Source organism: Exiguobacterium sp. s192, assembly GCF_018618795.1.
Classification (GTDB): Bacteria; Bacillota; Bacilli; order Exiguobacteriales; family Exiguobacteriaceae; genus Exiguobacterium_A; species Exiguobacterium_A undae.
In genome coordinates this window covers 691,698-718,599 of the sequence record NZ_JACSMS010000001.1, presented here as the reverse complement: position 1 = coordinate 718,599, position 26,902 = coordinate 691,698, and the positions used below count along the sequence as shown (strand labels likewise).

General features: G+C 50.7%; 26 protein-coding genes and 1 riboswitch. Of the genes, 14 read left to right on the top strand and 12 right to left on the bottom strand.

All coding sequences use genetic code 11. The annotated features are described in order from the left end of the window. The first annotated feature begins 7 nt into the window (after nt 1-7). Both KNP87_RS03700 and KNP87_RS03695 read left to right on the top strand, forming a co-directional pair. On the top strand, nt 8-760 hold the full coding sequence (locus KNP87_RS03700) for an ABC transporter ATP-binding protein (RefSeq protein ID WP_214720859.1): 753 nt from the start codon (nt 8-10) through the stop codon (nt 758-760). Next, on the top strand, nt 757-2,070 hold the full coding sequence (locus KNP87_RS03695; RefSeq protein WP_214720858.1) for an MATE family efflux transporter: 1,314 nt from the start codon (nt 757-759) through the stop codon (nt 2,068-2,070). Before KNP87_RS03700 ends, KNP87_RS03695 begins: the two co-directional genes overlap by 4 nt. A gap of 24 nt (nt 2,071-2,094) precedes the next feature. Here the strand turns inward: KNP87_RS03695 and KNP87_RS03690 are convergent, their stop codons facing one another. Further along, entirely contained in the window at nt 2,095-2,670 is a 576-nt protein-coding gene (locus tag KNP87_RS03690; protein ID WP_214720857.1) for a TetR/AcrR family transcriptional regulator, read from the bottom strand. A 106-nt stretch (nt 2,671-2,776) separates the two neighbouring features. Here KNP87_RS03690 and KNP87_RS03685 point away from each other — a divergent pair, with 106 nt between their 5' ends. Beyond that, entirely contained in the window at nt 2,777-3,304 is a 528-nt protein-coding gene (locus tag KNP87_RS03685; protein WP_214720856.1) for a hypothetical protein, read from the top strand. A gap of 21 nt (nt 3,305-3,325) precedes the next feature. Here the strand turns inward: KNP87_RS03685 and KNP87_RS03680 are convergent, their stop codons facing one another. Then, a complete protein-coding gene (locus tag KNP87_RS03680) occupies nt 3,326-3,709 on the bottom strand; it encodes a hypothetical protein (protein WP_026832898.1) in 384 nt (127 codons plus the stop codon). A gap of 143 nt (nt 3,710-3,852) precedes the next feature. Here KNP87_RS03680 and KNP87_RS03675 point away from each other — a divergent pair, with 143 nt between their 5' ends. The 7 genes from KNP87_RS03675 to KNP87_RS03645 all read left to right on the top strand — a co-directional run bounded on the left by KNP87_RS03675 (nt 3,853) and on the right by KNP87_RS03645 (nt 7,430). Then, on the top strand, nt 3,853-4,257 hold the full coding sequence (locus KNP87_RS03675) for a hypothetical protein (protein ID WP_026832897.1): 405 nt from the start codon (nt 3,853-3,855) through the stop codon (nt 4,255-4,257). A gap of 157 nt (nt 4,258-4,414) precedes the next feature. Then, nucleotides 4,415-4,897, top strand: coding sequence for a hypothetical protein (locus KNP87_RS03670; RefSeq protein WP_026832896.1), 483 nt, complete (start codon nt 4,415-4,417; stop codon nt 4,895-4,897). After that, nucleotides 4,890-5,603, top strand: coding sequence for a nucleotidyltransferase domain-containing protein (locus KNP87_RS03665; RefSeq protein ID WP_214720855.1), 714 nt, complete (start codon nt 4,890-4,892; stop codon nt 5,601-5,603). Before KNP87_RS03670 ends, KNP87_RS03665 begins: the two co-directional genes overlap by 8 nt. Before the next feature lie 16 nt (nt 5,604-5,619). Continuing rightward, nucleotides 5,620-6,072, top strand: a complete 453-nt coding sequence (locus tag KNP87_RS03660) for a GNAT family N-acetyltransferase (protein ID WP_119922999.1) — start codon at nt 5,620-5,622, stop codon at nt 6,070-6,072. Beyond that, complete coding sequence (locus KNP87_RS03655) at nt 6,069-6,680, top strand: hypothetical protein (protein WP_214720854.1); 612 nt, start codon at nt 6,069-6,071, stop codon at nt 6,678-6,680. The genes KNP87_RS03660 and KNP87_RS03655 overlap by 4 nt, the downstream gene beginning before the upstream one ends. 72 nt (nt 6,681-6,752) lie before the next feature. After that, nucleotides 6,753-7,076 carry an antibiotic biosynthesis monooxygenase gene (locus KNP87_RS03650; protein WP_214720853.1) on the top strand — a complete coding sequence of 108 codons (324 nt, stop codon included), beginning with the start codon at nt 6,753-6,755 and terminating at the stop codon, nt 7,074-7,076. A gap of 60 nt (nt 7,077-7,136) precedes the next feature. After that, the gene (locus KNP87_RS03645; RefSeq protein WP_251135393.1) at nt 7,137-7,430 is read left to right on the top strand and encodes a hypothetical protein; all 294 of its coding nucleotides are present in this window, start codon (nt 7,137-7,139) and stop codon (nt 7,428-7,430) included. 1 nt (nt 7,431) lies between these two features. Here KNP87_RS03645 and KNP87_RS03640 read toward each other — a convergent pair whose 3' ends face one another. Next, nucleotides 7,432-8,655 carry a hypothetical protein gene (locus KNP87_RS03640; protein WP_214720852.1) on the bottom strand — a complete coding sequence of 408 codons (1,224 nt, stop codon included), beginning with the start codon at nt 8,653-8,655 and terminating at the stop codon, nt 7,432-7,434. A 2-nt stretch (nt 8,656-8,657) separates the two neighbouring features. Further along, complete coding sequence (locus tag KNP87_RS03635) at nt 8,658-9,899, bottom strand: hypothetical protein (RefSeq protein WP_353049353.1); 1,242 nt, start codon at nt 9,897-9,899, stop codon at nt 8,658-8,660. Nucleotides 9,900-10,066: 167 nt separating this feature from the next. On the opposite strand from KNP87_RS03635, the gene KNP87_RS03630 reads away from it, so the two are divergent. Next, the gene (locus KNP87_RS03630; protein ID WP_028106197.1) at nt 10,067-10,885 is read left to right on the top strand and encodes an alpha/beta fold hydrolase; all 819 of its coding nucleotides are present in this window, start codon (nt 10,067-10,069) and stop codon (nt 10,883-10,885) included. A 101-nt stretch (nt 10,886-10,986) separates the two neighbouring features. Here KNP87_RS03630 and KNP87_RS03625 read toward each other — a convergent pair whose 3' ends face one another. The 8 genes from KNP87_RS03625 to KNP87_RS03590 all read right to left on the bottom strand — a co-directional run bounded on the left by KNP87_RS03625 (nt 10,987) and on the right by KNP87_RS03590 (nt 21,352). Continuing rightward, nucleotides 10,987-12,228 carry a hypothetical protein gene (locus KNP87_RS03625; protein ID WP_214720851.1) on the bottom strand — a complete coding sequence of 414 codons (1,242 nt, stop codon included), beginning with the start codon at nt 12,226-12,228 and terminating at the stop codon, nt 10,987-10,989. A gap of 145 nt (nt 12,229-12,373) precedes the next feature. Then, on the bottom strand, nt 12,374-13,414 hold the full coding sequence (locus tag KNP87_RS03620; RefSeq protein WP_214720850.1) for an NAD(P)/FAD-dependent oxidoreductase: 1,041 nt from the start codon (nt 13,412-13,414) through the stop codon (nt 12,374-12,376). Between the two features lie 78 nt (nt 13,415-13,492). Next, nucleotides 13,493-14,218, bottom strand: a complete 726-nt coding sequence (locus tag KNP87_RS03615; RefSeq protein ID WP_214720849.1) for an energy-coupling factor transporter transmembrane component T family protein — start codon at nt 14,216-14,218, stop codon at nt 13,493-13,495. Further along, complete coding sequence (locus tag KNP87_RS03610; protein WP_251135392.1) at nt 14,184-15,743, bottom strand: ABC transporter ATP-binding protein; 1,560 nt, start codon at nt 15,741-15,743, stop codon at nt 14,184-14,186. The genes KNP87_RS03615 and KNP87_RS03610 overlap by 35 nt, the downstream gene beginning before the upstream one ends. Next, nucleotides 15,740-16,315, bottom strand: coding sequence for an ECF transporter S component (locus tag KNP87_RS03605; protein ID WP_026832884.1), 576 nt, complete (start codon nt 16,313-16,315; stop codon nt 15,740-15,742). Before KNP87_RS03605 ends, KNP87_RS03610 begins: the two co-directional genes overlap by 4 nt. A 105-nt stretch (nt 16,316-16,420) precedes the next feature. Next, nucleotides 16,421-16,520: riboswitch (TPP riboswitch) on the bottom strand. Nucleotides 16,521-16,611: 91 nt separating this feature from the next. Continuing rightward, the gene (locus KNP87_RS03600) at nt 16,612-17,289 is read right to left on the bottom strand and encodes a 50S ribosomal protein L25/general stress protein Ctc (protein WP_214720848.1); all 678 of its coding nucleotides are present in this window, start codon (nt 17,287-17,289) and stop codon (nt 16,612-16,614) included. A gap of 350 nt (nt 17,290-17,639) precedes the next feature. Beyond that, on the bottom strand, nt 17,640-20,270 hold the full coding sequence (locus tag KNP87_RS03595; protein WP_214720847.1) for a DEAD/DEAH box helicase: 2,631 nt from the start codon (nt 20,268-20,270) through the stop codon (nt 17,640-17,642). A 41-nt stretch (nt 20,271-20,311) separates the two neighbouring features. Next, nucleotides 20,312-21,352 carry a tyrosine-type recombinase/integrase gene (locus tag KNP87_RS03590; protein WP_251135391.1) on the bottom strand — a complete coding sequence of 347 codons (1,041 nt, stop codon included), beginning with the start codon at nt 21,350-21,352 and terminating at the stop codon, nt 20,312-20,314. Between the two features lie 425 nt (nt 21,353-21,777). Between KNP87_RS03590 and KNP87_RS03585 the strand changes: the two genes are divergently transcribed. The 3 genes from KNP87_RS03585 to parC all read left to right on the top strand — a co-directional run bounded on the left by KNP87_RS03585 (nt 21,778) and on the right by parC (nt 26,715). After that, complete coding sequence (locus tag KNP87_RS03585; RefSeq protein WP_012370464.1) at nt 21,778-22,179, top strand: CoA-binding protein; 402 nt, start codon at nt 21,778-21,780, stop codon at nt 22,177-22,179. Nucleotides 22,180-22,346: 167 nt separating this feature from the next. Next, on the top strand, nt 22,347-24,308 hold the full coding sequence (gene parE / locus KNP87_RS03580; protein WP_026832880.1) for a DNA topoisomerase IV subunit B: 1,962 nt from the start codon (nt 22,347-22,349) through the stop codon (nt 24,306-24,308). Nucleotide 24,309: 1 nt separating this feature from the next. Then, on the top strand, nt 24,310-26,715 hold the full coding sequence (gene parC, locus KNP87_RS03575) for a DNA topoisomerase IV subunit A (protein ID WP_214720845.1): 2,406 nt from the start codon (nt 24,310-24,312) through the stop codon (nt 26,713-26,715). The last annotated feature ends 187 nt before the right edge of the window (nt 26,716-26,902 follow it).

Sequence of the window (26,902 nt, the reverse complement as noted above, 5' to 3'; positions counted from 1 at the left end):
CATGAAGATGTCCGCATTATTGACAGTCGAGCATGTCTCGGTTCGTTATCGGAATCACCCCGTCCTGACCGATGTCACGTTTGCGCTTTCCGCCGGTCGGTCCCTCGGCATCATCGGCGAAAGCGGGAGCGGGAAATCGACGTTAGCCCGGGTATTGTTACAACTGCAGGCGCAGGACGACGGACAAGTCCTGTTGCTCGGACAACCGTTCTCAACCCGATCGAAGCGGTCCCGACGCCGGCATATTCAAGCTGTTTTTCAACATCCACACGGCTCCTTTAATCCGGATTGGACGATGCGCCGCTCGCTGCTCGAACCGTATCGTCTGCATCAACCGGACTTGAACCATTTCTCAAATGAATCGGAAGAGCGTCTGACAGCTGAATTGCTGGCTGCTGTCGGGCTGGACGAATCCCTGCTCGATCGACTGCCGGCGGCTCTCAGCGGCGGACAATTGCAGCGGATGGCGATCGCCCGGGCGATTTCGATCGAGCCCGCCGTCATCGTTCTCGATGAACCGACGACCGGACTCGATGTGCTCGCCTTGCGTGAGATAATCGATTTGTTGCAGGACTTAAAACAGTCCCTGCAGATGTCGTACGTCTTCATTTCCCATCAGCTCGACTGTGTGACAGCCCTGTGCGACGAAATTCTGGTGCTGCAGGATGGTCGGATTATCGATCGATTCGATACGATGGAGCAACGAAATCCGAGCCGCCCCGATTACACCAAGGCGTTCATTGAGGCGGCAGCGTGGTGACGGCACCGGTTACGGCCCGGCAGTATGGGGTGCTGGCCTATCCGTTGATCTTGTCGAGTATCCTGACACCGTTGCTTGGCGTCACGGATACGATCGTGATCGGTCAGACGGGGGATGCCGCGGCAATCGGCGGCATCGCGCTTGGTGCCGTCTTTTTTAACACGATTTACTGGCTGTTCGGATTCTTGAAGGTCAGCACCACCGGTTTCAGTGCCCAAGCGAGTGTCCACCACGATGAGACTTCGTTACAGTTTGCTTTATACCGCCCGATCCTGCTGGGACTGGTAATCGGTCTGATCTTGATTGTCTGCCGCGCCCCTTTGGCATCTGCCGGATTATACCTGTTGGCCGCACCCGCCTCATTGTTGTCGGACGTCAACACATACATCGATTACCGGATTTACGGTGCGCCGTTCGTCTTGATCGGTTATGCGGTACTCGGTTGGCTGATTGGGCAGGGGCAGGTGAAACGGGCTCTGATGATTCAAATCGTGAGTAATATCATCAACATTGTGCTGGACGTCATCTTCGTGGTCGGTCTTGATTACGGTGTTGCCGGCGTCGCTGCTGCGACACTGATCGCCGAAGTCTGTACCGTGTTCTTGGCCTTATCCTTTATTGTCCGGCAACTGATTTGGAAACCGACGTACCGGCACCTGTTATTCCGCCTTCAGGACTACCGGCAGTTTTTTAGCGTCAACGCCGATTTGTTCATCCGAACGATTTTTCTTTTGCTCGTCACCGGTTGGTTCACCCGGACCGGAGCGTCGTTTGGACCGGATATTCTGGCGGCCAATGCAATCCTGTTGCAAATACAGTATGTCATCGCGTACTGGTTTGGCGGGCTCGGCAGTGCTTCGACGATTCTTGTCGGACGAGCGCGCGGACGCAACGATGAAGCGGGTTATCAACAAAGTGTCCGGCTGACCCGGCAGTTTGGTTTGGCGTCGATTGTCCTCATCATGCTCCTGTTGTTTCTGTTCCAGCAGCCTTTTCTCCGCTTGTTTTCGGCTGACCCGGAACTTTTGATTGTCGCCGGTGCCTACTACGGCTGGATTCTCCTGTTCCCGCTGACCGGAGGATTTGCGATGCTGTATGAAGGAGTGTTCGCTGGACGCGCCCAAGCGAAACCGGTCCGGAACTCGATGATTCAAGGATTCATCACGTTTGCCGTGCTGCTGCTGTCCATCAACTGGATCGGCAATCACGGCGTTTGGCTCGCCTTCATCGGTTTTGGTCTGATGCGTTCCGGATCGCTTCACCTGGCAGAACGCCGCTTACACAAACAACACCCCGTCGTCCACTCCTGAGGGGAGGGCGGCGGGGTGTCGTCATTACTGGAAAATGGTGTTCAGGTGGTGGACAAGAATCGTCTTCAAGCGGTCTTTCGTCAACCGTTCCGGTCGGAATAAGGCATGAAACGCCAGACCATCGACCAATGCCGCCAATCGTTCCGCTTCGAGCCGGACATCGATTCCATCCCGTAACGTATCAGCCGGCAATCGTTCGAGCAGGACGAGGCACATCCGAAACAAATCGTCCGTGCCGGTATCGGTCTTGGAACGGTACGCCGCCATCATGAATTGAAACCACACGCTCATTTCGAGCTGGTATTCTTCTTTGTACGGCAACACTTCCAGTAAAACATCGAGCAAGACTTGCTGCGGCGGACCTCCTTGTTCGAAGATGGTGGTAATCCGTTGTTGCGCCCGTTCCGAGACGAGTTCCATCGAAAAGCGGAGCAACTCGTCCTGGGTCGAGAAATAATGCCGTAACGCACCAAGCGATAAACCGGCTTCCTGGGCAATTTTTCGGACGGTCGCTTGTTCAATTCCTTCAGTTGATATGAGACGCCAGGTCGCTTCTGCGATTTGGCGTCGTCTTTTTTCGTGATCGACTTGTTTTGGCATGACGTCAGTATACCATTTTTTTGATACAAATGTATTAAAACGATAGGCAATCAGAACTGGATGTGGTATTTTTATAATACACCCGTATTAAAAAGGAGGAGTCAACATGAACGGAATTGCGTGGGGCATCATCGTGTGTGAAATCATGTTTTGGGTCTTCATCCTCGCCGGACTGATTGTACGCTATGGGTGGGGGCGAAAACGACTCGGTCTGCGCCTGATGGCGATGTCACCGGTCATCGATCTCGTCTTGCTTGTTTTGACCGTTTATGACTTAAGGCAGGGGACGGAAGCAACGTGGGCTCATGGTGTCGCCGCCATCTATATCGCTGCCTCACTCGCCTTCGGTAAATCGTTGATTGCATGGGCGGACCAGACGTATCAACGATTTGTCTTGCGCAAAGATGTCGCACGCGATGTCCGCCCCAAGGCGCAGCGAAAACGCGAGGGATTTTTTCGCCACTTGACGGCATTCGTTATTGGAAGTGTATTGTTAGCCGGGATGATCTTTTGGATTGCAGACTTCAAACAGACCGAAGCCTTGCTGCAAACGGTTCAAATCTGGTTCCTTGTCCTTCTGGTCGACGGACTGATTGCCGTCAGTTATACGATTTTTCCCAAACGCGCCGACTAAAAAAAGAACGGAGCCTCCTGTTTAACGATCAACAGTGAAGGTCCGTTCTTTTATCGTATTACTTTTTACTTGTTTACGTGCGTCGATCGAATCCCGGATATGTATGATGTACCGGCGGCCTTTTTGGTAACCGGAGCGGGGCGGCTTGATCCGCAATTCCTTGCCGTCGATGATTTCAAGCTCCGTCTGCATCCGTTCACCGGTCGAATCCGTGATCGTGACGGTCCGGTTCGAAACTTGGTCCGGTCGCAACCCTTTTGAAAATTCGATGTCAAACGTATGATACTTCGAGATCGTCCGGGCACGCGATTTGAAATGGGGTCCGTCCGTCTGCTCGTCAAGCGTACAGTAACAGCCCGTAAAAATTAAACAAATCGTCAGGATAATGGAAAATAACGGTTTCACAATCGTTCTCCTTTCAGCATATTTTTCATTATAAGACAAATAATGGGAGGTTTCAATCGTTCTTGGGACGGATTGTGAAATAACACTTCAAGGCGGGGGGAGGGTGGTGGTATACTCAAACGAGAGAAAGGCAGTGGTATACGATGCAACAACAAGATCAACGCGAAATCATCGTCTCGATTCGGACGAGTTATGATTTCAAAGCGGATGAAGGACGCGCCGTCCGCGTCGTCGAATTTCACGGACGACGGACAACCGTCATCGATACGTTCAAAAAATCAACACCGAAGCGGATGATTCTCCTTGAGATGATCCGTGCCGTCCAGTCGTTTAAGGAACCGTTCCATATCATCTTCAACGTCGAGTGTAACTTCGGTTTCAAGTACCTCAATGATGAGCGTCAATGGGAGAACCGTGATCTCGGAAACACGTTTAACGAGCTGATCCAAGCGGGTGGACATACGATCGAACTCCGTGATTGTTCGTTTTACGAAGGTGGCAAGGATCTTCAGAAGTGGCTACTCAACATCTTAAAAAAAGCCAACTAAGCACGACCAAACAGATGACGCCCGCGTGGCGGGCGTCTGTTTTTTGTTGCCCTCTCCCGCCCTTTGCTAATATGTGGTAAATTGAGAGGGTAAAAGTACCGAAAGTATATCTTTCTATTTATTTCAACTATCGAATATTTTATAAAGAGGTGTAATTATGAATAAGGAAGATCATCAACTCGCCCGTAAGCTTGTCTCCACCTACTTAACAGGAACACAAATCGCCACTGTCCACTTGACCGGCTTCACAAGCATCGAATTGATTAATCTATATGATGCAACGATTCCCGACATCTCGATCCGGATTGAAACCGACCGTCTGTATTACGGTGACGTTGAATCGACGAAGGACTGGGTTGTCCGACATATGCCAAAAGAAGAGATGCTGCAACTGATTGTAAGATTACATACCGAACGCATCATCGCCGTCCGCATCGGCAAGGCCGCACCGCACCTGTTCCTGACGTTCAGCTCCGGTAAAACACTTGTCATCAACGGTTCTGACACTTATTACGAATCCTGGACGATCGACATGAAGTTACCGCAGGAAGGACTCGTCTCAATCGTCGCTGTGCCGGGAGACGAACTGGCGGTCTTCGCTTCGGATCACACGATGCTGTTGGATCAAACCCATGAGTGAACGGTTGCAAGAGGCGCTCTTGGCGGCACGCGCCGTCATCGCGACGCGTTATCCGAACTGTGATGCGGCAGTGCTCGCCGGCAGTTTTGTCCGCGGTCAAGCTACCGCCACATCGGATTTGGATCTTGTCATCATCGATGAGACGGTCCCGTCCTCGTACCGGGAATCGTTTATCGCGGACGGTTATCCCGTCGAAGCCTTTATCCATTCCAGTACGACGGTGCTTGCCTTCTTTCAGCAGGACCGAAAAAGAGGACGGCCGTCGATGCAACGGATGATGGCGGAAGGGACAATCCTTCGGGATCATTCTGTCCTGATGACACTGAAACACCAGGCAGAGACAGAGCTGCTGGCTGGTCCACCGGTATTTTCAGCTAGTGAAGCCAGTCAGGCCCGTTATTTTCTGACGGATTTACTGGATGACTTCATCGGCGTAACAGACCGGACGGAAGGACTCGGGATTGCGGCCCGTTTACTGGAACAAGCAACGCAGTTTTATCTGCGGGCACATGGTCACTGGACCGGACAAGGGAAATGGCTGATCCGGAGCCTCGCGGCCGTCAATCCGTCTGAAGCGGATCAGCTCACAACAGCATTTGAAGACTATTTCCGACTCGATCAAAAACAAGCCGTCATCCGGCTCGTCGAACGCTGGCTGGAACAACACGGCGGCCGTTACTTTGATGGCTTTTCAATCGGAAAATGAGAAGGGGGAGACGCGGATGCTGACCATTCAGGAAGGGACGGAAGAATCCGGTCCCTACAAAACGTTTCTTCAAGAAAAAATCCGCACGTACAATGACGAACATTCTCCGCACCATGCCGAAAAACGCCGTACCGCGGTTCGTCCCGTTCATGTGATGGTACTTGATGACGAGCAGATCGTCGGAGGTATTTACGGCGAAATCTATTGGGGGTGGCTCGAGGTGGAGTTTCTTTATCTCCCGGACAACTTACGCGCACAAGGTCTCGGCAGCCAACTGTTGCACCGGATTGAACAGCTGGCCCGTCAATCAGGGGTTGAACGGGTGCTTGTAACGACCTTTTCTTTTCAGGCCTATGCCTTTTATCAAAAACACGGATACGAGACGACTGGTGTGATTCCCGACTATCCACCCGGTTCTGCGCAGTACACACTCGTCAAACACTTTGTTCCGTCTTCCGGTTCGGCATGAAACAACGAATTGGGTTGTTCTTCGCCATCACCTGTCTCGTCGGTTTGCTGATTTCACCATTGAAACAGACGGCGCAGCCCGACGCTTACGGTGTGACCCCTCAAACGCTGGTCGACGTCATGAAGCAGCAACCGGAAACGATTCCGTTCTCAACCAAACAAGTTTACTGGATCGAACCGCTCGGTGACAGGCACACGATCGCCTTCGTCAAGACGGTAAAAGTGCAGTTTTTACTTGTTTTAAAACAAACGGATTCGACCTATCGTGTCGTCCATCTGATCCGTCAAGCACCGCAACCGACCGATTGGTTTGAGGGACGGTTGCTGGAAGCGGATCAAAAACGGTATCTTGTCGCATATGGTGAAAATCCGTCACAGACGATGCAGCAATTGACGTTTGATCCGTATAAAGTCACGTCAAGCGGTGAACGGGAGCAGACGTTGCCGCTCACAGGCATCAAGCGGACATTTGACATCAACCGGAAAGATCATTTCCATACGATTCAACCGTTGCCGGAAGCTTTTCCGCGGTCGTTGTTTTTTGACATTCATGCCGTCGATGCGGATGGGCACGAACAGGTACGCCGTTTGTCGAATACGCTCGATTAAAGACGTCCGGCTGGGAGGAGAACTGGCCGATCCGTTATACTGAAAGCAGTCGTGAAAAAGGGGGACGTTATGATGTGGATTGTGATGAATCAATTACGGGTGCAAAACGGCAAAGCCGATCAAGTCGCGGCACGTTTTCAGAAAACAAAAGGGATTGAACAGATGGAAGGGTTCGTCCGGATGCAGGTATTGGTCGACCTCAGTCAAGAGGAACACGATGTCGTCACGATTATGACGACGTGGGAGAAACAGGAACACTTCCATGCCTGGCAAGCCAGTCAGGCGTATAGAGGGGTTCATAAAAAACGGGACGAGGGGACATCGGAAGTCAAGCCGCTGGTTCTGTCAAACGCCGTCACGGAATATGCCGTCGTCGCCGACCACACGCATGCCTGAATCGAAAAAGCGAGACCGTTCTTCGGAATTTTTCCGGAAGAGGGTCTCGCTTTTTTTATCATGGAATGGGATCATCTTAAACCGGGTAAAGATGAAAAACTAACCGATACGGGGTGGCGGAAGATGGCGACACGAAAAGGAATCGTTTCGAGTTTAACGGTCTTGTTCGGCATGATTTTCATCATCGGTTTTTTCTTGTCCGGCGCGTTTGTCTATCTGTACTTTTTTGCATTGCTGATTGCCTGTGCGTCCTTTTTACAGGAACGGCTGACCCGCAAAGAGTGGTTGCACGAAGGCATCGCCTTCATTTTGTTTTGTGGGGTCATCTACGCTGTGGAACATCTGGTGTTTTAAGTCATTTGATGTGATAGGTCTCCAGTAACAAGTCACGTCCGGCAGCAGACAGCTTAAAACTGATCTTCCGGTGAACATCTTCGAGATAGACATCGGTTTTCTTGACTCGCCGGTCGAGATAAATCTTAAACTGTTGCGCCTTCCCCTTGTTCAGTAACGTCAAATACGGCCGCTCGGCCAATCGTCCTTTTTGCTCCGTCTCTTCACTGTCCTCAATCAACCGGACCAACTGTTTTGATTCTTCGAGTGACGTCTCGATATAATTCTCGAGCGGGAAGGGATCTGCTTGATTGAGACTTCCGTCCGCTTCAAATTTCAGCTTTCCGAATGGTCGGTCATGGAAAATGGCGAAACGCGGTAAAGAATAGTCCGCATCGTAAAGATCGTCCGGCGGTATGTCCAGACCAGAGGGGAGTTGTTGTTCCTGCTTAACCGTCAGCTTGTAGCGGGTCGCCTTTCCGCTTTTTTCCTTGACCGTGACCGTACCGTAAGTGCCGTCTGCATGTGGCGCCTCCTGGAAGTCAATCGTACTTCGCTCCTTGGATGAATGGAACGTGGCTTGATACCGTTGTTGACCCAGCAGATTCAACTGGACTTCATACGGTTCTCGAATTTGGATATTCGATTCGAGGAAAATCGGGACTACTCCAACGAACGGTGTCAGTTCTATCACGTTCGTGACGACCGTCTGTTTGGTTTGTTCATTCGTTGCCCGTGCGACGAGATAACCGGTGGTCGGTAAGGATAATTGTCTCGCAGACGTCATCAGTGAATTACGGAAGGAACTGATACTTTTTTTAAAATCAGAAGACAATGGTTGAAACGTGATGTCTTTTTCAGGTTTTAACAGTTTACTTGATGGAAATCGATCCTGTTCTGGAGTTAACTTGTGATACCCCGGTTTGGACACATAATCGTGGCAATACAAGAAGCGATTCTGTTTCGTTTTCAAATAGACGGCTTGCTCACCCATCGATTCCGGAAACTGGCTGACGAGATTAACGAAATATTGTTTGCCGACTACATAATCCTTCGGGGGAGCGACCCGTTTTGTCGCACACACCTGTTTGATGAGGACACCAAGTTTCGGATCATCCTCCTTGAGGTCCGTCAGGTTCAACGTGTCGTAGACTTCCGGTAAGTAAGTGTACTCGATTGGTTTTGCGTCCGGACTACATCCGCTTAACAAGACGGCTCCAAGCACTACAGGAATCAATTGACGCATCATTATTCCTCCACTTCGGTCAAGAGATTGGCTGCGACTTCGCCGGACAGTTTGGCCGCTTTTTTCGTTCGGATGTCTTTCAGGTAGACATCTGTTTTATTTGCCCGCGCTTTGAGGTATACGTCAAACGTTTGGAGCTTACCGCTTTGAATCAACGTCAAGTAGCGGACATCCGCCCGGTTGCCTTGAGGTGTTTCGAGCGTGACCTCTTTTAATTCGTCCGCCACTTGTTTGGCCAGTTTGTCAGACAACAAGGACAACTGGCGGAAGTCGGCTTCACGTAACGCCGTATCGTTCGGGTGAAGGAAGCCGTGGATTTTTTTATTGTCATCTCCGATGCCGTTAAATCCATGGACCGGAATATCTTTAACGTCGGTCTCGTAACGAAGGGAAATCGTTTTAGTGACTGGTTGTTCTGCGTCTGTTGAACGAAATGTCAGATACGGGATTGTCTTGTCTGCCGGCAAGGTGTCCGGCAAGGGGTGATAGGTCAGCTTGACCGGTCGTTTGCCGAGATTCCTTAAAACATCACGTTGATTGAGATACTGATTCCTCTTGAACTGCAGGGTAAAGGTCGTCGACGGCAAACCATCCGTCGTCTTTTCAAGCGACAGTTCAAACTCTGAATAGGTAAAAGAAGCCGGCAAGCCAAAGATTGTCTCCTTTTGCCCGTCCTCTTCCTCGATGAGCAACAGTTGACCCTTTGACGGAAGTTCTACCGATACACGCTGAACTTGGTTTGAGACGTCGACGACTTCTTGTTTACGCTTCGTTGCCTTATCAGATGTATGAACGTTCAATGTCGGCGCTGTAATCGGTGTACGGTCTTGACCGGATGTTTGCTTCAGCCACGGATGATCCGCTTGTTTAATCGGGTGAGCCGAGAGGCGGAACGTCTTCTGTGAACGGCAGGTCAGATAAAACTGATTCCCTTGCGCGATATATTGCAGTTCAATCGGACTTGTGTAGGTCCCGATGTTTTGCAGGGAAAAATAGAGTCCATATGTATCGAGTGTCCGGTATTGTTTAGGCATCTTCACGACATTTTTTGTATCTTGGCACGTTTGAAGCAATCGGGCAGATTGTTTTTTCGGCACCGGTTCAAAGGAACCGTTCGAAAAATTGATGGCTTCCCAATAATCCGGTAATGGTTTTAGCTGCAATAAGCGTTCTGATCCGCATCCTGTCAGGAACAGACTGCTGACAAGACTGATGCTGAGTATCTGTCTTTTGATGATCCTCACCTCTTCATTCTTTTAACAATATTTTACCATGTATGTCTTATTTTATTTCCAGTAAAATTCAAAATTGAAAATCTTTTAATATTAAGATGTTAGTTTTCTGCATCAATAGGGTATCTTCTAATTGTGCACGAAAACAACACTATTAATTCAATGGGGGTTTTTCAGAAATGGGTACATTTATTCAAGCAGTCGATGGAACGAAGATTTATGTAGAAGATATCGGATCAGGACAACCGGTTGTTCTATTACACGGATGGCCAGCAAACAATAATATGTTCGAGTATCAGAAAAACCGCCTTCTTGAAGAAGGATACCGCTATATCGGCGTTGATTACCGGGGCTACGGAAAATCAGACGCACCAGCCAGCGGATATGATTACACAACGATGGCTTCCGACATCAACCAAGTCATCGAACAATTGCAGTTGACGAACGTCACCTTGCTCGGCTTCTCGATGGGCGGCGGCATCGCCTTAAAATATCTCTTGAACCACGGCGAGTCAAAAGTCTCGAAACTGGTTCTCGCAGGAGCGGCAGCACCGGTCTTCACACAACGCGACGGTTACCCGTACGGGATGACAAAAGACGAAGTCGATGCATTGATCGAGGATACGAAACAAGATCGTCCGTCGATGCTGAAAGGATTCGGGGAAATCTTCTTTGCGAAAGAACATCCGGAGCCGCTTCAGCAATGGTTCCATAACTTGAGTGTCGTCGCTTCGTCTCACGGAACGATCCAATCGGCGATCGCCCTACGTGATGAAGATTTACGCGACGGTCTGCCGAAGATTACGGTGGATACGCTCATCATGCACGGTAAAAAAGACCAAGTCTGCCCGTTTGAATTCGCGGAAGTCATGCACGAAAACATCTCGGGTTCACGTCTCGAAGTATTCGAAGAGAGCGGACACGGGATGTTCCTCGACGAACGTGAAAAATTCACGGAAACACTGGTTTCATACGTCAAATCAAGCCAAACGGTCTAACTGTAAAAGACACATAACCCCATCTGCTTTTCCTCCGGGAGAAGCAGATGGGGTTTTTGAGTGGTCCTATCATTGCTAGTGGAGCAAGAAGCCGCTCAGCATCACTCTTCTTCTAACTGTTCAATGACTTGCCGCGCCACATCACCGGACAGCTTGGCACTTTTTTTCGTCCGCTGCTCTTGCAAGTAAAGATCCGTCTTGTTGGCGCGTTTTTTAACGTAGACTTTAAAGGTTTGAGTGTTACCGTCTTCAAGCAACGTCATATACGAGAACGGTGTATTTGCTCCTTGCGGTTCTTCCGGTGTGACAGCTTTTAACTCTTTGGCAATCGCTCGGGACAGCTGATTTGGCAGGGTGACCATTTCGGACCGTTTCGCTTTTTCAAACGATGTCATCGTCGGATGGAAGTAGGCTGTCATTCCCTGCGTCGGCTCAGCCTCAATTTGGTATTCGTCGACCGGACGATACACCGGCTGATAACGTATCGAGAGTGTCTTTTCTTCTACCATCTGCTGATCTCCTTTTATCTGGAGCGTCACGAACGGAATCGTTTGATTCAACGGTAAGGTTTTCGGCAAAGGATATTGCTTCATGCGGATCAGATCAGATTTGTATGCCGTCATGATTTGCCGGTCCATGATTTCCCAATCGTACCGTGAAAAGGTCAGCGAACGGGATGTCGAGCCGTCAGCATGTCGGCGGCTCACCAGGTAAAACTCCGCTTGCTGGTGAAGGGACGACATCGGAATATTTCGAATGACATGTTCTTTGCCGGACTCGGTCATGACAAACAACAATTGTCCCGAAACCGGCAATTGAAGACCGTAAAACGGCTTCAAGTCTCGCGCAAATTCATTTTCTGCCGTCGTGTCCCGATTAGTGGAGACATGCCGGTCCTGTTGTTCCTTCGTCAGCGGAATGAGAGCCGGTGCTTTCATCGGGGCGCGATCCTGACCCTTTGTTACGCGGACCCATGGATGATCCGCCGCTTTCACCCGGTGGACACGTAATTCGTGTGTCTTGGACGAACGACAGGATACATACAGTTGCTGACCTTGTGCAAGATATACCACTTCGGTCGGAGTTGGTTGAAGCTCTAGATCATTCAATGTAAAAAACATGCCGAATGTCTGCAACGTCCGGTATGACTTCGGTAGAGAAACCGTTTTTTTCTCCATACACGTCCGCAACAATTGTTTCTTTTGTTTCATGGTAACCTCTTCTTCTATGTATTGACCGGAAGCAAATGCATACGCGGTCCAATAGGCAGGGACCGGTTCCAGTTGAAGCAACCGTTCTTGTCCGCAGCCGGTCAAAATAAGACTGGAGACAAGAGCCGCCATCAGTAAGCCTTTTTTAATGACAATTCCTCCTCTGTTTTCATATCCATCATATTACCATATCAGACCTGTATAAAAATGGTTATTTTATTGAACAAGGAGTCAGCACAGATAAAAAAACCAATCACGGACATCCGTGATTGGTGGATTAATTCGTATAGTTGCGGATAAACCGGCGGTCAATCCATTGTTTGAGGCACCAGCTGAGATGATTGGTCTGATGATGACGACCGTACAGCAATGTCGCCTGTTTACCGCCGAGGGCCAGGATCGTCAAATAACGCCGTTGCGGGTGAAACGTCACCAGACGCTCTTGATTCACGAACCGAAGCAGGTTTTTCAGCAAGACCGGTGCCTGACGAACGGCCGTCACCCCGTTTTTCGGTGTGTCCGGATACGCGGTCAGCGTCGCACAGTCACCGACGGCAAAGATTGACGGATCTTCCAGTGCCTGCAACGTCTCATGGACGAGCAGGAAACCCTTCGCGTCACAGTACAAATCCGATTTCTGGAACAGTTTGCTCGCACGGGCACCCCCTAAAAATAACAGGGCATCCGTCTCGAGCGACTGACCGGATTGTAACCACGCCGTTTGACCTTCCAGCGTATCAAACCGATCGACGATTCGTTTGACGCCCAGTTGATCGAGCCGTTTCGCAACCTTTGGACCAGCCGGATGACCTGCGAGCACCGGTTCCTCGTGAATCAGCGTCACCGGACTGCCGGCGGACCGAAAAGACGCCGCCATCTCGACTGCAGCCGCGCCACTGCCGACGATGACAGGGGAAACGGCAGTCCTGAACACCTCGAGCGCTTGATCAATCCGGTAGTTCGGTTTTATCGTCACACGCGGCGCACCGGCAATCTCCCAGTCACGCGAGCCGATGTTACACGACACGATGTCATACGACAGAATCTGTCCGGACTGGCATATCACCTGTTTATTCGCTGCGTCAATTCGAATAACCCGGTCCTCGATCCACGTCTTCCCGTGGCGCTCACACAACGCTTTGACATCGATCCGGGTCTCGTCGAGCGTATAGGTCCCGTCCGCCAACCCCGAGAACATCCCGGAATAATATTGATAGCGTGAAGGATTAATGACGATCCAGTTGACATCCGGATGACTGCCTTGTTGAATACATTCTAAATGCGCATGACCCGCACCTACTAAAATGATTCGTTTCACGACGTTCACCTCCTTTTTTGAATTCTTTACACTTGAGATGGTATTTCCCTGATGTAGCAGGAAGTAATCTTGCGCAGGTCAGACAAAAAGACGAAGCGACGTCGCGATGCTGCTGACGAGACCGAAAAACAACAGATCGAAGCGGGTGACGATCGGTCGAACATAATACGTCCGGTTTGTTTGAAACTGTCGTGCTTCCATCGCAATCGCAATCTGTTCCGACCGGATGATGCTCGTCGTAAAGAGGGGCAAGCTAATGTCAAAAAACGTTTGCCAGGGCCAGATCGACCGTTGCCGGCGGACACGCCGGGCTTGGCGAATGGTCCGAATCGCTTGCCGAAAGATCGGAATAAAGCGTAGACCGGCTAAAAAACCGTAGGCCAGACGGACCGGCAGGCGGCACTGATGAATCAGGCTCATGACGAACCGTGTCGGATCCGTCGTTGCAACGAACGTCAAGCTCAGGAAGACAAATGCAAGCATCCGGGTCGCAATCAACCAGGCATGATCAAGACTTTCTTCCGTAATCCGAAACCAGCCGAACGTCCAAAGTTCGGTGCTGCCTTTGCCAAACGCCGCCATCATCCAAAACGTCAATAAAAACAAGACACCATAGGGAGTCAAGCGCAGAAGGAGCGTCGGCAAACGCCAACCGGAACTGCAGATCCCGACGGCAGCAAGTACCGCTAAGGCAAGCGTCACCTGCAGACTCGACGTCGTAATCAGCAACACCATCATATAGAGGAGCGTTCCAAGCTTGACCGCCGGATTAATACGCGCGAGCGGTGTGTCGTTTTCCTGCACGGTGTTTCACCTCCTCGAGTTGTTGATACAGAAACGATACCGGACGGAACAGTTGGTTTTGTTCCAAAAGTGCTTCTTCCTGAAACAACTCCAGCGGCGTCCCGTCAAACTGGACCCGTTCCTCGCCGATGACGACGACACGGTCGGCGTAACGGTGGACCAGCTCCATGTCGTGCGTCACCATGATCACGGTCGTTCCTGCCTCCCGGGCTTGATGCAGCACGTCGATGATATGTGCCGTCGTCTCAGCGTCTTGTCCAAAGGTCGGTTCATCGAGCAACAAAACAGCTTTTCGTTCCAGTAACATCGTCGCGACACTCAACCGTCTTTTTTGCCCGAGACTGAGCGCGAGGGGAAACTGATCCGCGACATCGGTCAGTCGATAGTGACGCAAGGCTGTCTGGACCCGTTCCGGATCAAAGGTAGCACAGCTGATGGCAAGTTCGTCGGTGACCGTCTGTTTAAGAAATTGGAAGTCCGGTTGTTGAAAAACAAAGCCGACTTGTTGGTAATACGTCCGGTCCGACCATCTCCGAAGCGGGGTGTCGAACAAGCGGATATCGCCTTGGGACGGAAGCAATTTCGCCAGTGTCTCAAGGACCGTGCTTTTTCCAGCCCCGTTGCGTCCGACGAGCATGATCCATTGACCGGAAAAGGTCGTCCATGAAAAATCGTTAAGAATCGTCCGTTTCCCCCGTTTGACACGGACCCGCGTCAGCTCAAATGTCCGCTCCGTTCCAACCGCTCGACGTTCAACCGGACGTTTCTTCAGATGACAGGCTTGTCCGGACAGTTCCGGTAAGGTCTCCAGTCCGTAAGGGTAGAGGAGCGGCATCGTAATCCCAAGCGCCGTCATCACATTCCGCTGTTGATGAAACACGTCATACGGTGTGCCATCAAGCAATAAGCGACCACCTTCAAAGACAAGTACCCGGTCGGCAAACGTCACGCACTGATCGAGCTGATGTTCGATCAGAACGAGCGTCATGTCGGGATCACGGTGCAATTCTTCAATCAGATGCATCATCGTCCGTTGACCACTCGGGTCGAGTTGTGCCGTCGGTTCATCCAGTAATAAGATATCCGGTTCAAGGGCGAGGACACAGGCCAACGCGAGCCGTTGCTTCATCCCGCCGGACAGTTCGGCAATCGGTGTCGTCAAGGCAAGATCAAGTCCGACCCGCGCCAGCAGCAACTGGATGCGTTCCTCCATCTCACTGCGGATAATCTGCCGGTTCTCGAGACTAAAGGCGATTTCCGCTCCGACCGTCTGCATACAAAACTGATCGTCCGGCTGTTGGAACAAAATCCCGACCGTTCCCTCGGTCGACCAGTGACCGGTGACATCTGCTTCAATCGTATCCGGCAACAGACCGGCAAGAACGTGTAAAAAGGTCGTCTTGCCGCTGCCGCTTGGACCGACGAGCAAGGTCGTTTCTCCTTTTTGAATCCTGATCGACAAGTCGTGTAAGACCGGAGAATCCTGATCCGGATAACGGACGGACAGGTGCGCGCACTGCATCATGCGGCACGCTGCTTTCGTTGCCGTCCGATCGCATAACCGTTCAATGTCCCGGTTTTAACGAGCGCGTCGACGATTAGTTTGGCGAGCAATCCACCGAGCAATGCTCCGCTGACGAGTTGCAGGGAAAACGTCAACAGCAGTGTCGTCGTCGTATAATAGGCAAATCCATTTACGATGAGGCTGTAGACCATACTTCCGACGGCGGCAAAGACACCGGACAACATCAAGGTGAACGTATTAAACGTCCGGTAGCCGAACACGGCAAAAGCGATCTCGGCTCCGATTCCCTGTGCAAATCCAATCAACAGTGCCGATAAGCCGAAGTGACTCCCTGTAAACAACTCGACGGCAGCAGCGACGACTTCTGCAATCAATGCCGCGCCTGGTTTTTGAATGATGTAGGCGACAAGGGGACTGGCGATGACCCAGATGCCGAACATCCAGTTTGCACCGACCGGTCCGAAGATGGCCGAGATCGGCAACCATAACGTCGACCATCCTAAGTAGAGGACACCACAAGCTACGGCGAGCATCATCATGACGATGATTTCTTTCATTTTCCAACTGTTCATAATCACTTCTCCTTTGAATGCACACCCACAAAGAAACCACAAAAAAGACCGCCCTCTATGAAAAGAGAGCGGTCGTGTAACCTGCAAGATGCAGAAAAAGAGCACGAGGATTCCGCTCCACTTTCCTACGCTAGTATGAACTAGATCAGGTTCAAAGGGTCCGAAGTAAATCGTCTCAGCCGAGCGGGCTCCCCTAGTGGATGTGTCAATGATGTGTACCTTCTTCACTGTACGGCTGTCGCCGCGACTTGTCAATATGCATAAAAAAACCTCCCACGAGGGGAGGGGAGAAAAGATTACTCTTTGCCTTCTTTGTTTTCTTCAGCTTGCTCTTCAGAAGTTTGTTCTGAATCGTCTGTCGCTGTATCCGCATCAGCTGCTTGTGCCTCAGCTTCTGCTTCTTCGATTTCTTCAAGTTCAGCTTCAAGTGTCGATTCAACGACCGCTGCAACTTGGATGTCACCTTCTGTGACGACACGGAAATCTTTTTCTTCCGGAAGATCAGCGACTGTAATCGAATCTCCGATTGCAAGTTCCGTTACATCCACTTCGATGCGTTCCGGTAATTTATCTGGTGTTGCGGCAACTGTTACTTTAAAGAGTGTTTGTGAAAGGAATCCGCCAAGTTTCGCGCCAGCTGCTTCGCCGACGAGGACGATATCCGTTTCGACTTCTGTTTCTTCATCCATTTTAACAGCGATGAATTCAACGTGTTTGATTGTTGGTGTAAAGATGTCCATATCGAGTTTGTTGATCAATGTGTTGACCTTTTTACCGCCGATTTGAAGAGCAACCAAGACGTTTTCGCCGTGATCACGGACAACTTTGACCAATTCTTTTTCGTCGAATGAAATCGGTGTGCTTTCCACTTTGTAGCCATACACGACACCAAGAGCTTTTCCTTCATGACGTAATTGCTTTCTAAGTGAGCGTGGGCGTACTTCGCGTTCTTCTACTTTTAATGTTACTGACATGTTCATTTCCCCCTTGAATTTGGTATAGCCCTCAAAAGGTAATGAATGTAGGAGTGGAACAATAGGTTCCAACAGAAATTCATGCGCTAAATGCTAGTTCAACTGGATTTCATTCAGAAATGAAAAACGAAGTGAGTAAGTAGCATTTCTCTCCCAGGTCATTACGCTGATATTGAGAAACAATAATTGAAAAGCGACCGTGTTGTACGGTGCTAATGTAGATATACCCCTGTCTTTCAAAAGTTAAAACCTTTTTTTCTGAATTTGATTGTCGAAAGACCTTCAAACCTGTTGATAGACAACGGATTGAAGGTCCTTCATTTTTTTAAGAATTTCTTTGATTTGTGTGGTTACTCACCTGCTGAATCGACAAAAGCGGGGAGATCGAGCAGACGGACGAGTTCACGAATCGTTAAAACATCCGGCTTCTGATCCGATAGGACGGCATCAATCATCGTCGCTTTACGATCTTGTAATTCCGCCATCTTTTCCTCGATCGTCCCGGTCATCAACAGCTTAATCACTTCGACCGGCGACTGCTGTCCCAATCGATGAGCCCGGTCAGCCGCTTGTTGCTCGACGGCTGGATTCCACCAGCTGTCGTATAAAATGACGGTATCTGCCGTCGCCAGATTCAGACCGGTCCCGCCGGCCTTCAAGGAAATCAGGAAGAGATCGACTTCACCGGCATTAAACCGGTCACACAGTGCGACCCGGTCTTCAACCGGCGTCTCACCGGTCAGTAGAAAGTGGGCACGTTGTCGTGCTGCCAGTCGTTCCCGAATCCGGGCCAGCATCTTCGTATACTGGGAAAAAATCAGGATCCGATGTCCGCTCGCTACTTTTTCTTCAATGATTTCAAGCAGGCGTTCGAGCTTTGTCGATTCGCCTGTATAATCTTCGACAAACAACGCCGGATCACAGCAAATCTGCCGTAAGCGGGTCAAACCGGCGAGCAACTTGATCCGGTCCTCACGTTTCGTTTCATCCAAATGACGCAACGTTTCCAGTTGCAGTTTAGATAAGTAGGAGGCATAAAGCTTTTTCTGTGTCGGACCAAGGTCTGTATAGTGATGGACAATCTGCTTCTTCGGTAAATCCTGCAACACCTCATCTTTGGTCCGCCGCATCAGAAACGGACGGATGAATCGTTTGATCTCGTCATGCGACCACGTTTGAAACGTCTGTAAGTCCGGCAGCAAGGAAGGGAAGATGACCCGGAAAATCGACCAGAGATCATCGGTCCGGTTTTCAAGCGGCGTTCCGGTCAAGGCAAACCGACGTTTCGCCCGAATCCGGCGCAAGCGGACAGCGGTTTGTGACGCCGGATTCTTCAGATGTTGTGCCTCATCAAAAATTACGACGTCGTATTCGACGGCCTGGTGTGCCTCCATGTCGGCTCGTAACGACGGGTAGGAAATCAAAAAAATCCCGTCCGCTGGTACTGTCTCGATTTGGTCCAAGCGGTGCTTTCGCGCTCCGGTCAACAGATGGACCGTTCTCGTCGGGGCAAATCGCGTGAGTTCCGCCTGCCAGTTATGGAGCAGGGAGGCCGGGGCGACAATTAAGACCCGTCCCGGCGGCAGCGTCTCAAGATACCCAATCGCCTGAATCGTTTTCCCGAGTCCCATCTCATCCGCTAAAATCCCGTGCCCGTCGTGTCCGGCGAGATTCGCCATGAACTGGATCCCTGCCCGCTGATACGGATACAAGTGGCGGTCGAGTACTTCCGGGAAGTTCAGGTAGACTCCTGTTCCATTTTTCAGCTCGAGCCATCGTTCTGTTAATTGTTTATGGACATGCAAGAAGGAGGCACCGACCAGATGTTTGAGGTTCGGCAAAGCCGGCGCGCGCAACACCGCTTCAAGTTGATCCTGCTCTGCTGCTTCGAGTTGCCGAAAGACGCGTTGCAACTGTTCAAACGCCCGGGTCTCAAACGAGACAAACTGACCGTTCTTTAACCGGTGATACGTTTTCCGGGTGACTAGCGACTGCAAGACCCGTTTCAGTTCCATTTCCGGAATCCCGTCCATGGAAAAGCGGAAGGTTAACCAATCCAGGCGGTCCGTCGTGTCGACATCAATCCGCGGATGAAACGGTCCATTCGGTAAGGAGTGGCGGATACTTTCCGTCACTTGAACGACGAGTTCGCCGTAAACGACGCGGGGATCGAGCAAACCTTTCAGAAATTGATATTCCGCCGCTTCTCCCTCTAATTGATAGCGACCATTCCGCTCCAAGAAACCACTCTCCGTCACGTAGTGGAGAACGGCGCCTTCGAGCAATCCATCGCGTCCGAGCCAATCTGTTTCTTGCAACGGATTAATCCGAACCCCCTGATAGCTAAACGTCACGAGCAGTTCAAGTCCACCAGCTTCCCGGTCCAGCGCCAGTTCGACCGTCGGCGGACCGCTGACGAGCCGGTGTTTGAGCGGGGGACTGAGCCAGACGTCGGCCAGATTCCGTAAGTGGTCACGCCTTTGCAAGAGCCGGTCAAAATACATCGGACTGATGATAAAACGTTGTTGCGCCGTGATGCTTTCCATCACAATCGCCGAACCGTTGACATCAAATCTGATTTTTGCCCGTTCCGTTTTGCGTAATGTTTGCAAATAAGCCGTCACCGCGGCATCTTCCGTCTGCCGCGTCGTCGCAAACGGACGGATTAATGATTGCTTTCCACCGGGTATGCCGTAGACTTGCACATGATGCATCGCTAGCAACACGGCAACGATATGTCCGCAAAACGATTGATCCATCGCAAGTGACGGACAGTTGCAGCCGGCATCCACGCCGTGTTCCTTGACGCGGACAGTGACGGTGAACAGGTCTTCGCCTTGAACAGCGGCTTCGACGAGCAAGTCACCGGATTGGTAGTTTCGCAACGTGACTTTTTTAGCGGCGACATACCGTTTGCCGCGACGGAAAGCATAGGTATCCGACATTTGTTTGATTTTTCGTTCACTTAGTCCATAATTCATCCCGTTGCTCCTTTCCTTAGGATGTAGGTGACATAATACAATTATCGTTCACTATCAAATAATTCAATTGCCCGTTTTTTCTCTTGATCACCGATATGGGCATAAACCTGCGTCGTCGCAACCGACTCGTGTCCGAGCAATTGTTGAATCGTCAAGACATCGACCCCGCCGGTCGCCAGGCGCGTCGCGAATGTATGCCGTAATTTATGCGGAGTGATCTGTTTCCGCTCCAAAAACGGCAAAACAGGACGCAGACGGTCGACGTGGCGTTTTAAGATATGCTGGACCGCCCGGGGACTGAGTGCTTTGCCTTGTTTCTGAAAAATCGGTTCTGCTCCCCGCATCGTCAGACTGTAATGCGCGGCGTATTTCCGTAAGGCGACCCGGACCGGCTTCGCGAGCGGAATGACCCGTTCCTTGTTGCCTTTCCCGATGACCCGAATCGTCCCTTCGTGAAAATCGACGGCACTCCACGTCAATTGTGTCATTTCACTGAGCCGCATCCCGCTGTACCCGAGCAACTGAAACAACGTGACGTCCCGAACACGATCCCGTTCATAATGGGCAGCTTCCCGGGCATTCATCTCGACGTTCGACGGCAACAGTTGCATCAGTTCGTCCCATTCGCGTTTTGTTAAGTAAACCGGATCCCGCTTCGCCTGTTTCGGACGATTGATTTTCGCGACCGGATTTTCCGACAGGACACCGATATCGATCAAATGCCGGAACAGGGATTGAAGTGCTGACAGTTTCCGATTGATGACGCTCGGGGCGTTCTGTTTTGTTAAAGCTAAGTATTCCGCATAAGCAGCAATCCCGGACCCATCAATTTCAAGAAACGCGTCCTGCGTGATATCCCGCGCCTGAATTGCTTCTCCCGACGCTTCCGCAACGAACTGAAAAAACGAATCAAAATCGTAGACGTACCGCCGCATCGTCGCTTTCGAGAAATTCTTCGATGCCAAATGGTCGATATAGGACCGGATGAAATCCGGCATCCGGACATATCCCGGAAGATCCATCATATGGGCGGGAAGGGGTATCGGTTTTACCGTTTTTCCTAGGTTTTTAAACAAACTCATCATTCTATCCCCTCTCTGTTACTACTATACCAAACGTTGGTAGACGGTACACTAGTTTGCGTGAAATAGTTATTTCACGCAACGTTAAATTGTCAGACAGGGAGCGCTCAGTTGCAGCGAAATCGATCGAGACAGGTAACCATTCGACTCGATGCAAATGATCGAACACCCCTTTCAAGCATCCATAAATACAATAATACTATTATGTCAACCGAATAACGTGAACAAATCGAAAGTTTCGAATTCGCTCTCAGTTGCAACGAACTTCCTTCCGACAGGGAGTTGGTCATCTCGATTTCGTACAGAGCGTTTTAGTCAATTCCCGGTTTCGGACGTTGCGAATGTGCCCGTTTCGAGGCTTAATCCAAATCGAATGGGGTATATAGTCTAAGACTATCCTGTATTTAACATGAGGGGGACATAACATGATTTCAGATCAACAAGCACGTAAATTGTTAAAAGATGCAAAACGCATTGCGGTCGTTGGTGTTTCGAGCGACTCCGGCAAAACGGCCAACTGGATTGCGGACTACCTGGTCCAACACGGTTACGAAGTCATCCCGGTCAATCCGACTTTAAACGAATGGAATGGTCAGAAAGTGTATCCGAGTGTCGCCAGCATCCCGGGACACATCGATATCGTCGATGTCTTCCGCCGTTCGGAATTCCTGGCGGACGTCGCCAAAGATGCCGTCGCACACGGTGACGTCGGCATGATTTGGAATCAACTCGGGTTATCGAGTGTCGAAGCGGAAAGTTTAGCACTCGGGGCCGGTATTCCATACATCGAAAATCGTTGCATTAAAATTGAACACCAGTACTTGTAATCGCAATCCGACAAGACATCTACTCCTTGACAGTAGGTGTCTTTTTTTCTTGTTTTCTAGATTATCCTTGTCAGATAGCAAGAAGATGCCTACAATTAGATACAGACTACTAGAAAAACGAACGAACGTTTGGAATATTCGGCGTTTTTCTATTTGAGGTGAAAAACATGGCGACAGATTTAAACAATTATAATGATGATGCCATACAGGTGCTCGAAGGACTCGAAGCAGTCCGGAAGCGCCCGGGTATGTATATCGGCTCGACCGATCATCGCGGACTCCACCATTTGGTGTATGAGATCGTTGATAATGCGATTGATGAGGCACTGGCCGGATTCGGGGAACAGATTGATGTCATCATCCATAAAGATAACGCAATTACCGTCCGCGACCATGGACGCGGTATGCCGACCGGGATGCACGCTTCCGGAAAACCGACGGCAGAAGTCATCTTCACGGTGCTTCATGCCGGCGGTAAATTTGGTCAAGGCGGTTATAAAACATCGGGCGGATTGCACGGTGTCGGGGCATCTGTTGTCAACGCCCTGTCGACACAGTTGAAAGTCACGATTTACCGCGACGGGAAACAGTTTGAGCAAACGTTCGAAGACGGGGGAATTCCGAAAACGACCTTGCTTGAAACGGGAACGACCCGTCAAAAAGGAACAAGCGTCTATTTCAAACCGGACGGAAAAATCTTCAGCACGTTGACATACAATTACGATACGTTGGCGGAACGCCTGCGTGAATCAGCCTTCCTGTTGAAAGGATTAAAAATCACACTGACCGACGAACGGTCGGAAAAAGCGGACACGTTCCAATACGAAGACGGAGTCAGCGAATTCGTCGGCTATTTGAACGACGACAAAGATACGTTGCATCCGACAGTCGCCTTTGAAGGAACGGAAAATGACATCGAAGTCGATATCGCGTTCCAGTTCACGGATGCCTATTCGGAAAACGTCCTGTCATTCGTCAACAACGTCCGGACACGGGACGGCGGAACACATGAAGTCGGTGCCAAAACGGCGATGACACGGGTCATGAATGAGTATGCCCGCAAAAACACGCTGCTTAAGGAAAAAGATAAAAACCTCGACGGCAACGATATCCGCGAAGGGTTGACGATGATCGTGTCCATTCGGATTCCGGAAGAATTCCTGCAGTTCGAAGGACAAACGAAATCAAAACTTGGTTCTCCGGAAGCCCGGACGAGCTGTGACGCCGTTATTACACGCCGCTTGTCGACGTATCTCGAGGAAAACCCGCAAACGGCGACACTCCTGATCAAAAAAGCGATCCGCGCCGCTCAGGCCCGGGAAGCCGCGCGTAAAGCCCGCGAAGAAGCCCGGAACGGGAAGAAAAAGAAACGTTCGAGCATCCTGAACGGGAAACTGACACCCGCCGCGTCAAAAAACGCCGAGAAAAACGAATTATTCCTCGTCGAGGGGGATTCTGCCGGTGGTTCAGCGAAACAAGGACGCAACCGGACGTTCCAAGCGATTTTACCGTTACGCGGGAAAGTCCTGAACACGGAAAAAGCGAAGCTCGCGGACATCATGAAAAATGAAGAGATCAATATGATCATCCACGCAATCGGGAGCGGCGTCGGAGCAGACTTTGACCTGTCCGATTGCAACTTCGACAAAGTCATCATCATGACGGATGCCGATACGGACGGGGCGCATATCCAAGTCTTGTTATTGACGTTCTTCTTCCGTTACATGCGTCCGTTGATCGATGCCGGAAAAGTTTTTGTCGCTTTGCCGCCGCTCTACCGCGTCTCGAAAGGGAAGGGCAAATCCGAGAAGTTCGAGTACGTCTGGGACGAAGAAACCCTTGCCAAAACAACGAAAAAATTCGGCAAAGGGTATATGATCCAGCGTTACAAAGGACTGGGTGAGATGAATGCGCCACAACTTTGGGAAACGACGATGGATCCCGATACACGGACGTTGATTCGTGTCACGATCGATGATGCAGCTGTCGCTGAAAAACGTGTATCCGTCCTGATGGGCGATAACGTCGGACACCGCCGAAGCTGGATTGAAGACAATGTAGCGTTTGGGCTGACGGAAGACCTCTCGATCATTGAAAATGAACATGTGACGAAAGAGAGTGTGAACTGATATGTCTAACCTGCAAAACATCCTCAACCTGTCCCTCGAGCAAGTCGTCGGGGACCGGTTCGGACGTTATTCGAAATACATCATCCAAGACCGGGCCTTACCGGACGCGCGCGACGGATTGAAACCGGTGCAACGCCGGATTCTGTACGCGATGCATACGGAAGGCAACTTGTTTGACCGCGCCTACCGTAAATCCGCCAAAACGGTCGGTGTCGTCATCGGTAACTACCACCCGCACGGGGATTCTTCGGTCTATGAAGCGATGGTTCGTCTGAGCCAGGAGTGGAAACTCCGGTATCCGTTAGTCGACATGCAAGGGAACAACGGCTCGATCGACGGCGACAGTGCGGCAGCGATGCGGTATACGGAAGCCCGTTTGTCCAAAGTCTCGAGCCTGATCCTCGACGGCATCAATAAACAGACCGTTGATTACACGCTGAACTTTGATGACACGACAGAGGAACCGCTTGTACTACCGTCTCTCTTACCCAATCTTCTGATGAACGGTTCGACCGGTATCTCAGCGGGTTATGCGACGGAAATCCCGCCCCATCACGCAGGCGAGGTCCTCGACGCTGCGATCGGCCGGATCTCCGGAAGCGTGCATACCGTCGATGATTTATTGACCCACATGCAAGGACCTGATTTCCCGACCGGCGGAGTCGTCCAAGGGCTCGACGGGATTAAAAAAGCGTTCGAAACCGGTCGCGGGAAAGTCATCATCCGCTCGCGGGCGACGATCGAAACGTTACGCGGCGGACGCCAGCAAATCATCATCACGGAACTGCCGTATGAAGTCAACAAAGCCAACCTCGTCAAACGGATGGAAGAACTCCGCCTCGACCGTAAAGTCGAAGGAGTGGCGGAAGTGCGCGATGAGACGGACCGTGACGGACTCCGTGTCGTCATCGAACTAAAAAAAGAAGCGGATGCCGAAGGAGTGCTCCATTTCTACCTGAAGCAGACCGATTTGCAAATCGCCTACAACTACAACATGGTGGCGATTCATGAGCGGACACCGCGTCAGATGGGCGTTCTGGCCTTACTTGACGCCTATCTCAGCCACGTCAAGGATGTGGTCATCCGACGCACGACATTTGATCTTGAGCAGGCGAAACGCCGCCAGGAGGTCGTATCTGCTTTGATGACGGCGATTTCCGTCCTCGATGAGACACTCGCTTTGATTCGGTCCGCCTCCAACAAATCAGAAGCAAAAGACAAGCTGATCGAGCGGTTCCGGTTCACGGACCGCCAAGCGGAAGCCGTCGTCATGCTTCAATTGTACCGGTTAACGAACACCGATATCGTCGAATTACAGGACGAAGCTGCGAAGCTCGAAAAAGAAATCACCCGTCTCGAAAAGATTCTCAACGACGAAAAAACGCGAAACCGGTTGATCATCAAGGAATTGACGGTCTTAAAAGAGCAGGTTGCGGATAACCGGCGGTCGACGGTCGAAGCGGAAGTCGAAGAGTTGAAACTGAAGACGGAAGTCATGATCGCGGTCGAAGAAACGATGGTCTTCGTCTCGAAAAACGGCTATATCAAGCGCTCTTCGATGCGTTCATTCGGAGCGACCAACGACTTGCCGGAGATGAAAGAGCAGGATCGCCTGCTGTATCAAGGACAAGCCATGACGACGGATCATGTCATCGTTTGGACGGTCCAGGGGAACTATCTCTTGATTCCGGTCCACCAGTTGCCGGATACGAAGTGGAAAGATGGGGGACAACACGTCGCCAATCTCGTTCCACTTGATCCGGGCGACCGGATTTTATCCGTCGATCTCGTCCGGACGTTTGATGAAACATCGCACTGTCTGTTCGTCACGCGCCAAGGAATGGTCAAACGCTCGAAGCTGAGTGATTACAACGCCCAGCGGAAATCAAAACCCCTCCAAGGTGTCCGGTTACGGTCCGATGACGAAGTCTTGTATGCGAAGGTTTCTACCGGACAAGAGCAATTGTTCTTAACGACCCAGCATGGATTTGGTCTCTGGTTCACGGAAGACGATGTCCCGGTCGTAGGTGTCCGGGCGGCTGGTGTGAAAGCAATCAATCTGCGGGACCAGGATGTCGTCGCAGGGGCGATCGGCTTCAAACAAGCGCCGAACATCGTCCTCTTGACGCAGCGGGGCGCACTGAAGAAAATGCGGCTTGCCGACCAGTTCCAAGTTTCGAATCGCGCTTTACGCGGGACGCAGCTGCTGCGTGATTTAAAATCAAAACCTCACCAAGTTGCGGCTTTGATCGATGTCACCCAAGCAAAAGAAGTCATCTTGATCGGAAAAGAGCAGGAAAAGGCGATTCAAGTCCAATCCTTGTCTTATCTGGATCGTTTGTCGAACGGCTCGTTTGCGTACGATGAAGAGAAATTCGGTGCCTTGATCGATTGGTATACCGTTTGATGGTCAGATGCCCCTCATTTTAAACGAGGGGCATCTTTTTTTATTCAATTGGGTGAAAACTCGCCGATTGCTGTTCGTTTCTGGCTTTCCAGCGCCCATCACGGCATCTTTTTCAGACTTTTCTTCGAATTATCAGCAATTCAGTCGTTTACAAATTGAAACGATTGTCGATAACCGCTACAATAAA

Coding starts and splice junctions, on each gene's coding strand:
- KNP87_RS03700 (WP_214720859.1), top strand. CDS start 8: ATGTCCGCATTATTGACAGTCGAGCATGTCTCGGTTCGTTATCGGAAT.
- KNP87_RS03690 (WP_214720857.1), bottom strand. CDS start 2,670: ATGCCAAAACAAGTCGATCACGAAAAAAGACGACGCCAAATCGCAGAA.
- KNP87_RS03685 (WP_214720856.1), top strand. CDS start 2,777: ATGAACGGAATTGCGTGGGGCATCATCGTGTGTGAAATCATGTTTTGG.
- KNP87_RS03675 (WP_026832897.1), top strand. CDS start 3,853: ATGCAACAACAAGATCAACGCGAAATCATCGTCTCGATTCGGACGAGT.
- KNP87_RS03670 (WP_026832896.1), top strand. CDS start 4,415: ATGAATAAGGAAGATCATCAACTCGCCCGTAAGCTTGTCTCCACCTAC.
- KNP87_RS03665 (WP_214720855.1), top strand. CDS start 4,890: ATGAGTGAACGGTTGCAAGAGGCGCTCTTGGCGGCACGCGCCGTCATC.
- KNP87_RS03660 (WP_119922999.1), top strand. CDS start 5,620: ATGCTGACCATTCAGGAAGGGACGGAAGAATCCGGTCCCTACAAAACG.
- KNP87_RS03655 (WP_214720854.1), top strand. CDS start 6,069: ATGAAACAACGAATTGGGTTGTTCTTCGCCATCACCTGTCTCGTCGGT.
- KNP87_RS03650 (WP_214720853.1), top strand. CDS start 6,753: ATGTGGATTGTGATGAATCAATTACGGGTGCAAAACGGCAAAGCCGAT.
- KNP87_RS03645 (WP_251135393.1), top strand. CDS start 7,137: ATGGAATGGGATCATCTTAAACCGGGTAAAGATGAAAAACTAACCGAT.
- KNP87_RS03640 (WP_214720852.1), bottom strand. CDS start 8,655: ATGCGTCAATTGATTCCTGTAGTGCTTGGAGCCGTCTTGTTAAGCGGA.
- KNP87_RS03630 (WP_028106197.1), top strand. CDS start 10,067: ATGGGTACATTTATTCAAGCAGTCGATGGAACGAAGATTTATGTAGAA.
- KNP87_RS03625 (WP_214720851.1), bottom strand. CDS start 12,228: ATGGCGGCTCTTGTCTCCAGTCTTATTTTGACCGGCTGCGGACAAGAA.
- KNP87_RS03610 (WP_251135392.1), bottom strand. CDS start 15,743: ATGATGCAGTGCGCGCACCTGTCCGTCCGTTATCCGGATCAGGATTCT.
- KNP87_RS03605 (WP_026832884.1), bottom strand. CDS start 16,315: ATGAACAGTTGGAAAATGAAAGAAATCATCGTCATGATGATGCTCGCC.
- KNP87_RS03600 (WP_214720848.1), bottom strand. CDS start 17,289: ATGTCAGTAACATTAAAAGTAGAAGAACGCGAAGTACGCCCACGCTCA.
- KNP87_RS03595 (WP_214720847.1), bottom strand. CDS start 20,270: ATGAATTATGGACTAAGTGAACGAAAAATCAAACAAATGTCGGATACC.
- KNP87_RS03590 (WP_251135391.1), bottom strand. CDS start 21,352: ATGAGTTTGTTTAAAAACCTAGGAAAAACGGTAAAACCGATACCCCTT.
- KNP87_RS03585 (WP_012370464.1), top strand. CDS start 21,778: ATGATTTCAGATCAACAAGCACGTAAATTGTTAAAAGATGCAAAACGC.
- parE (WP_026832880.1), top strand. CDS start 22,347: ATGGCGACAGATTTAAACAATTATAATGATGATGCCATACAGGTGCTC.
- parC (WP_214720845.1), top strand. CDS start 24,310: ATGTCTAACCTGCAAAACATCCTCAACCTGTCCCTCGAGCAAGTCGTC.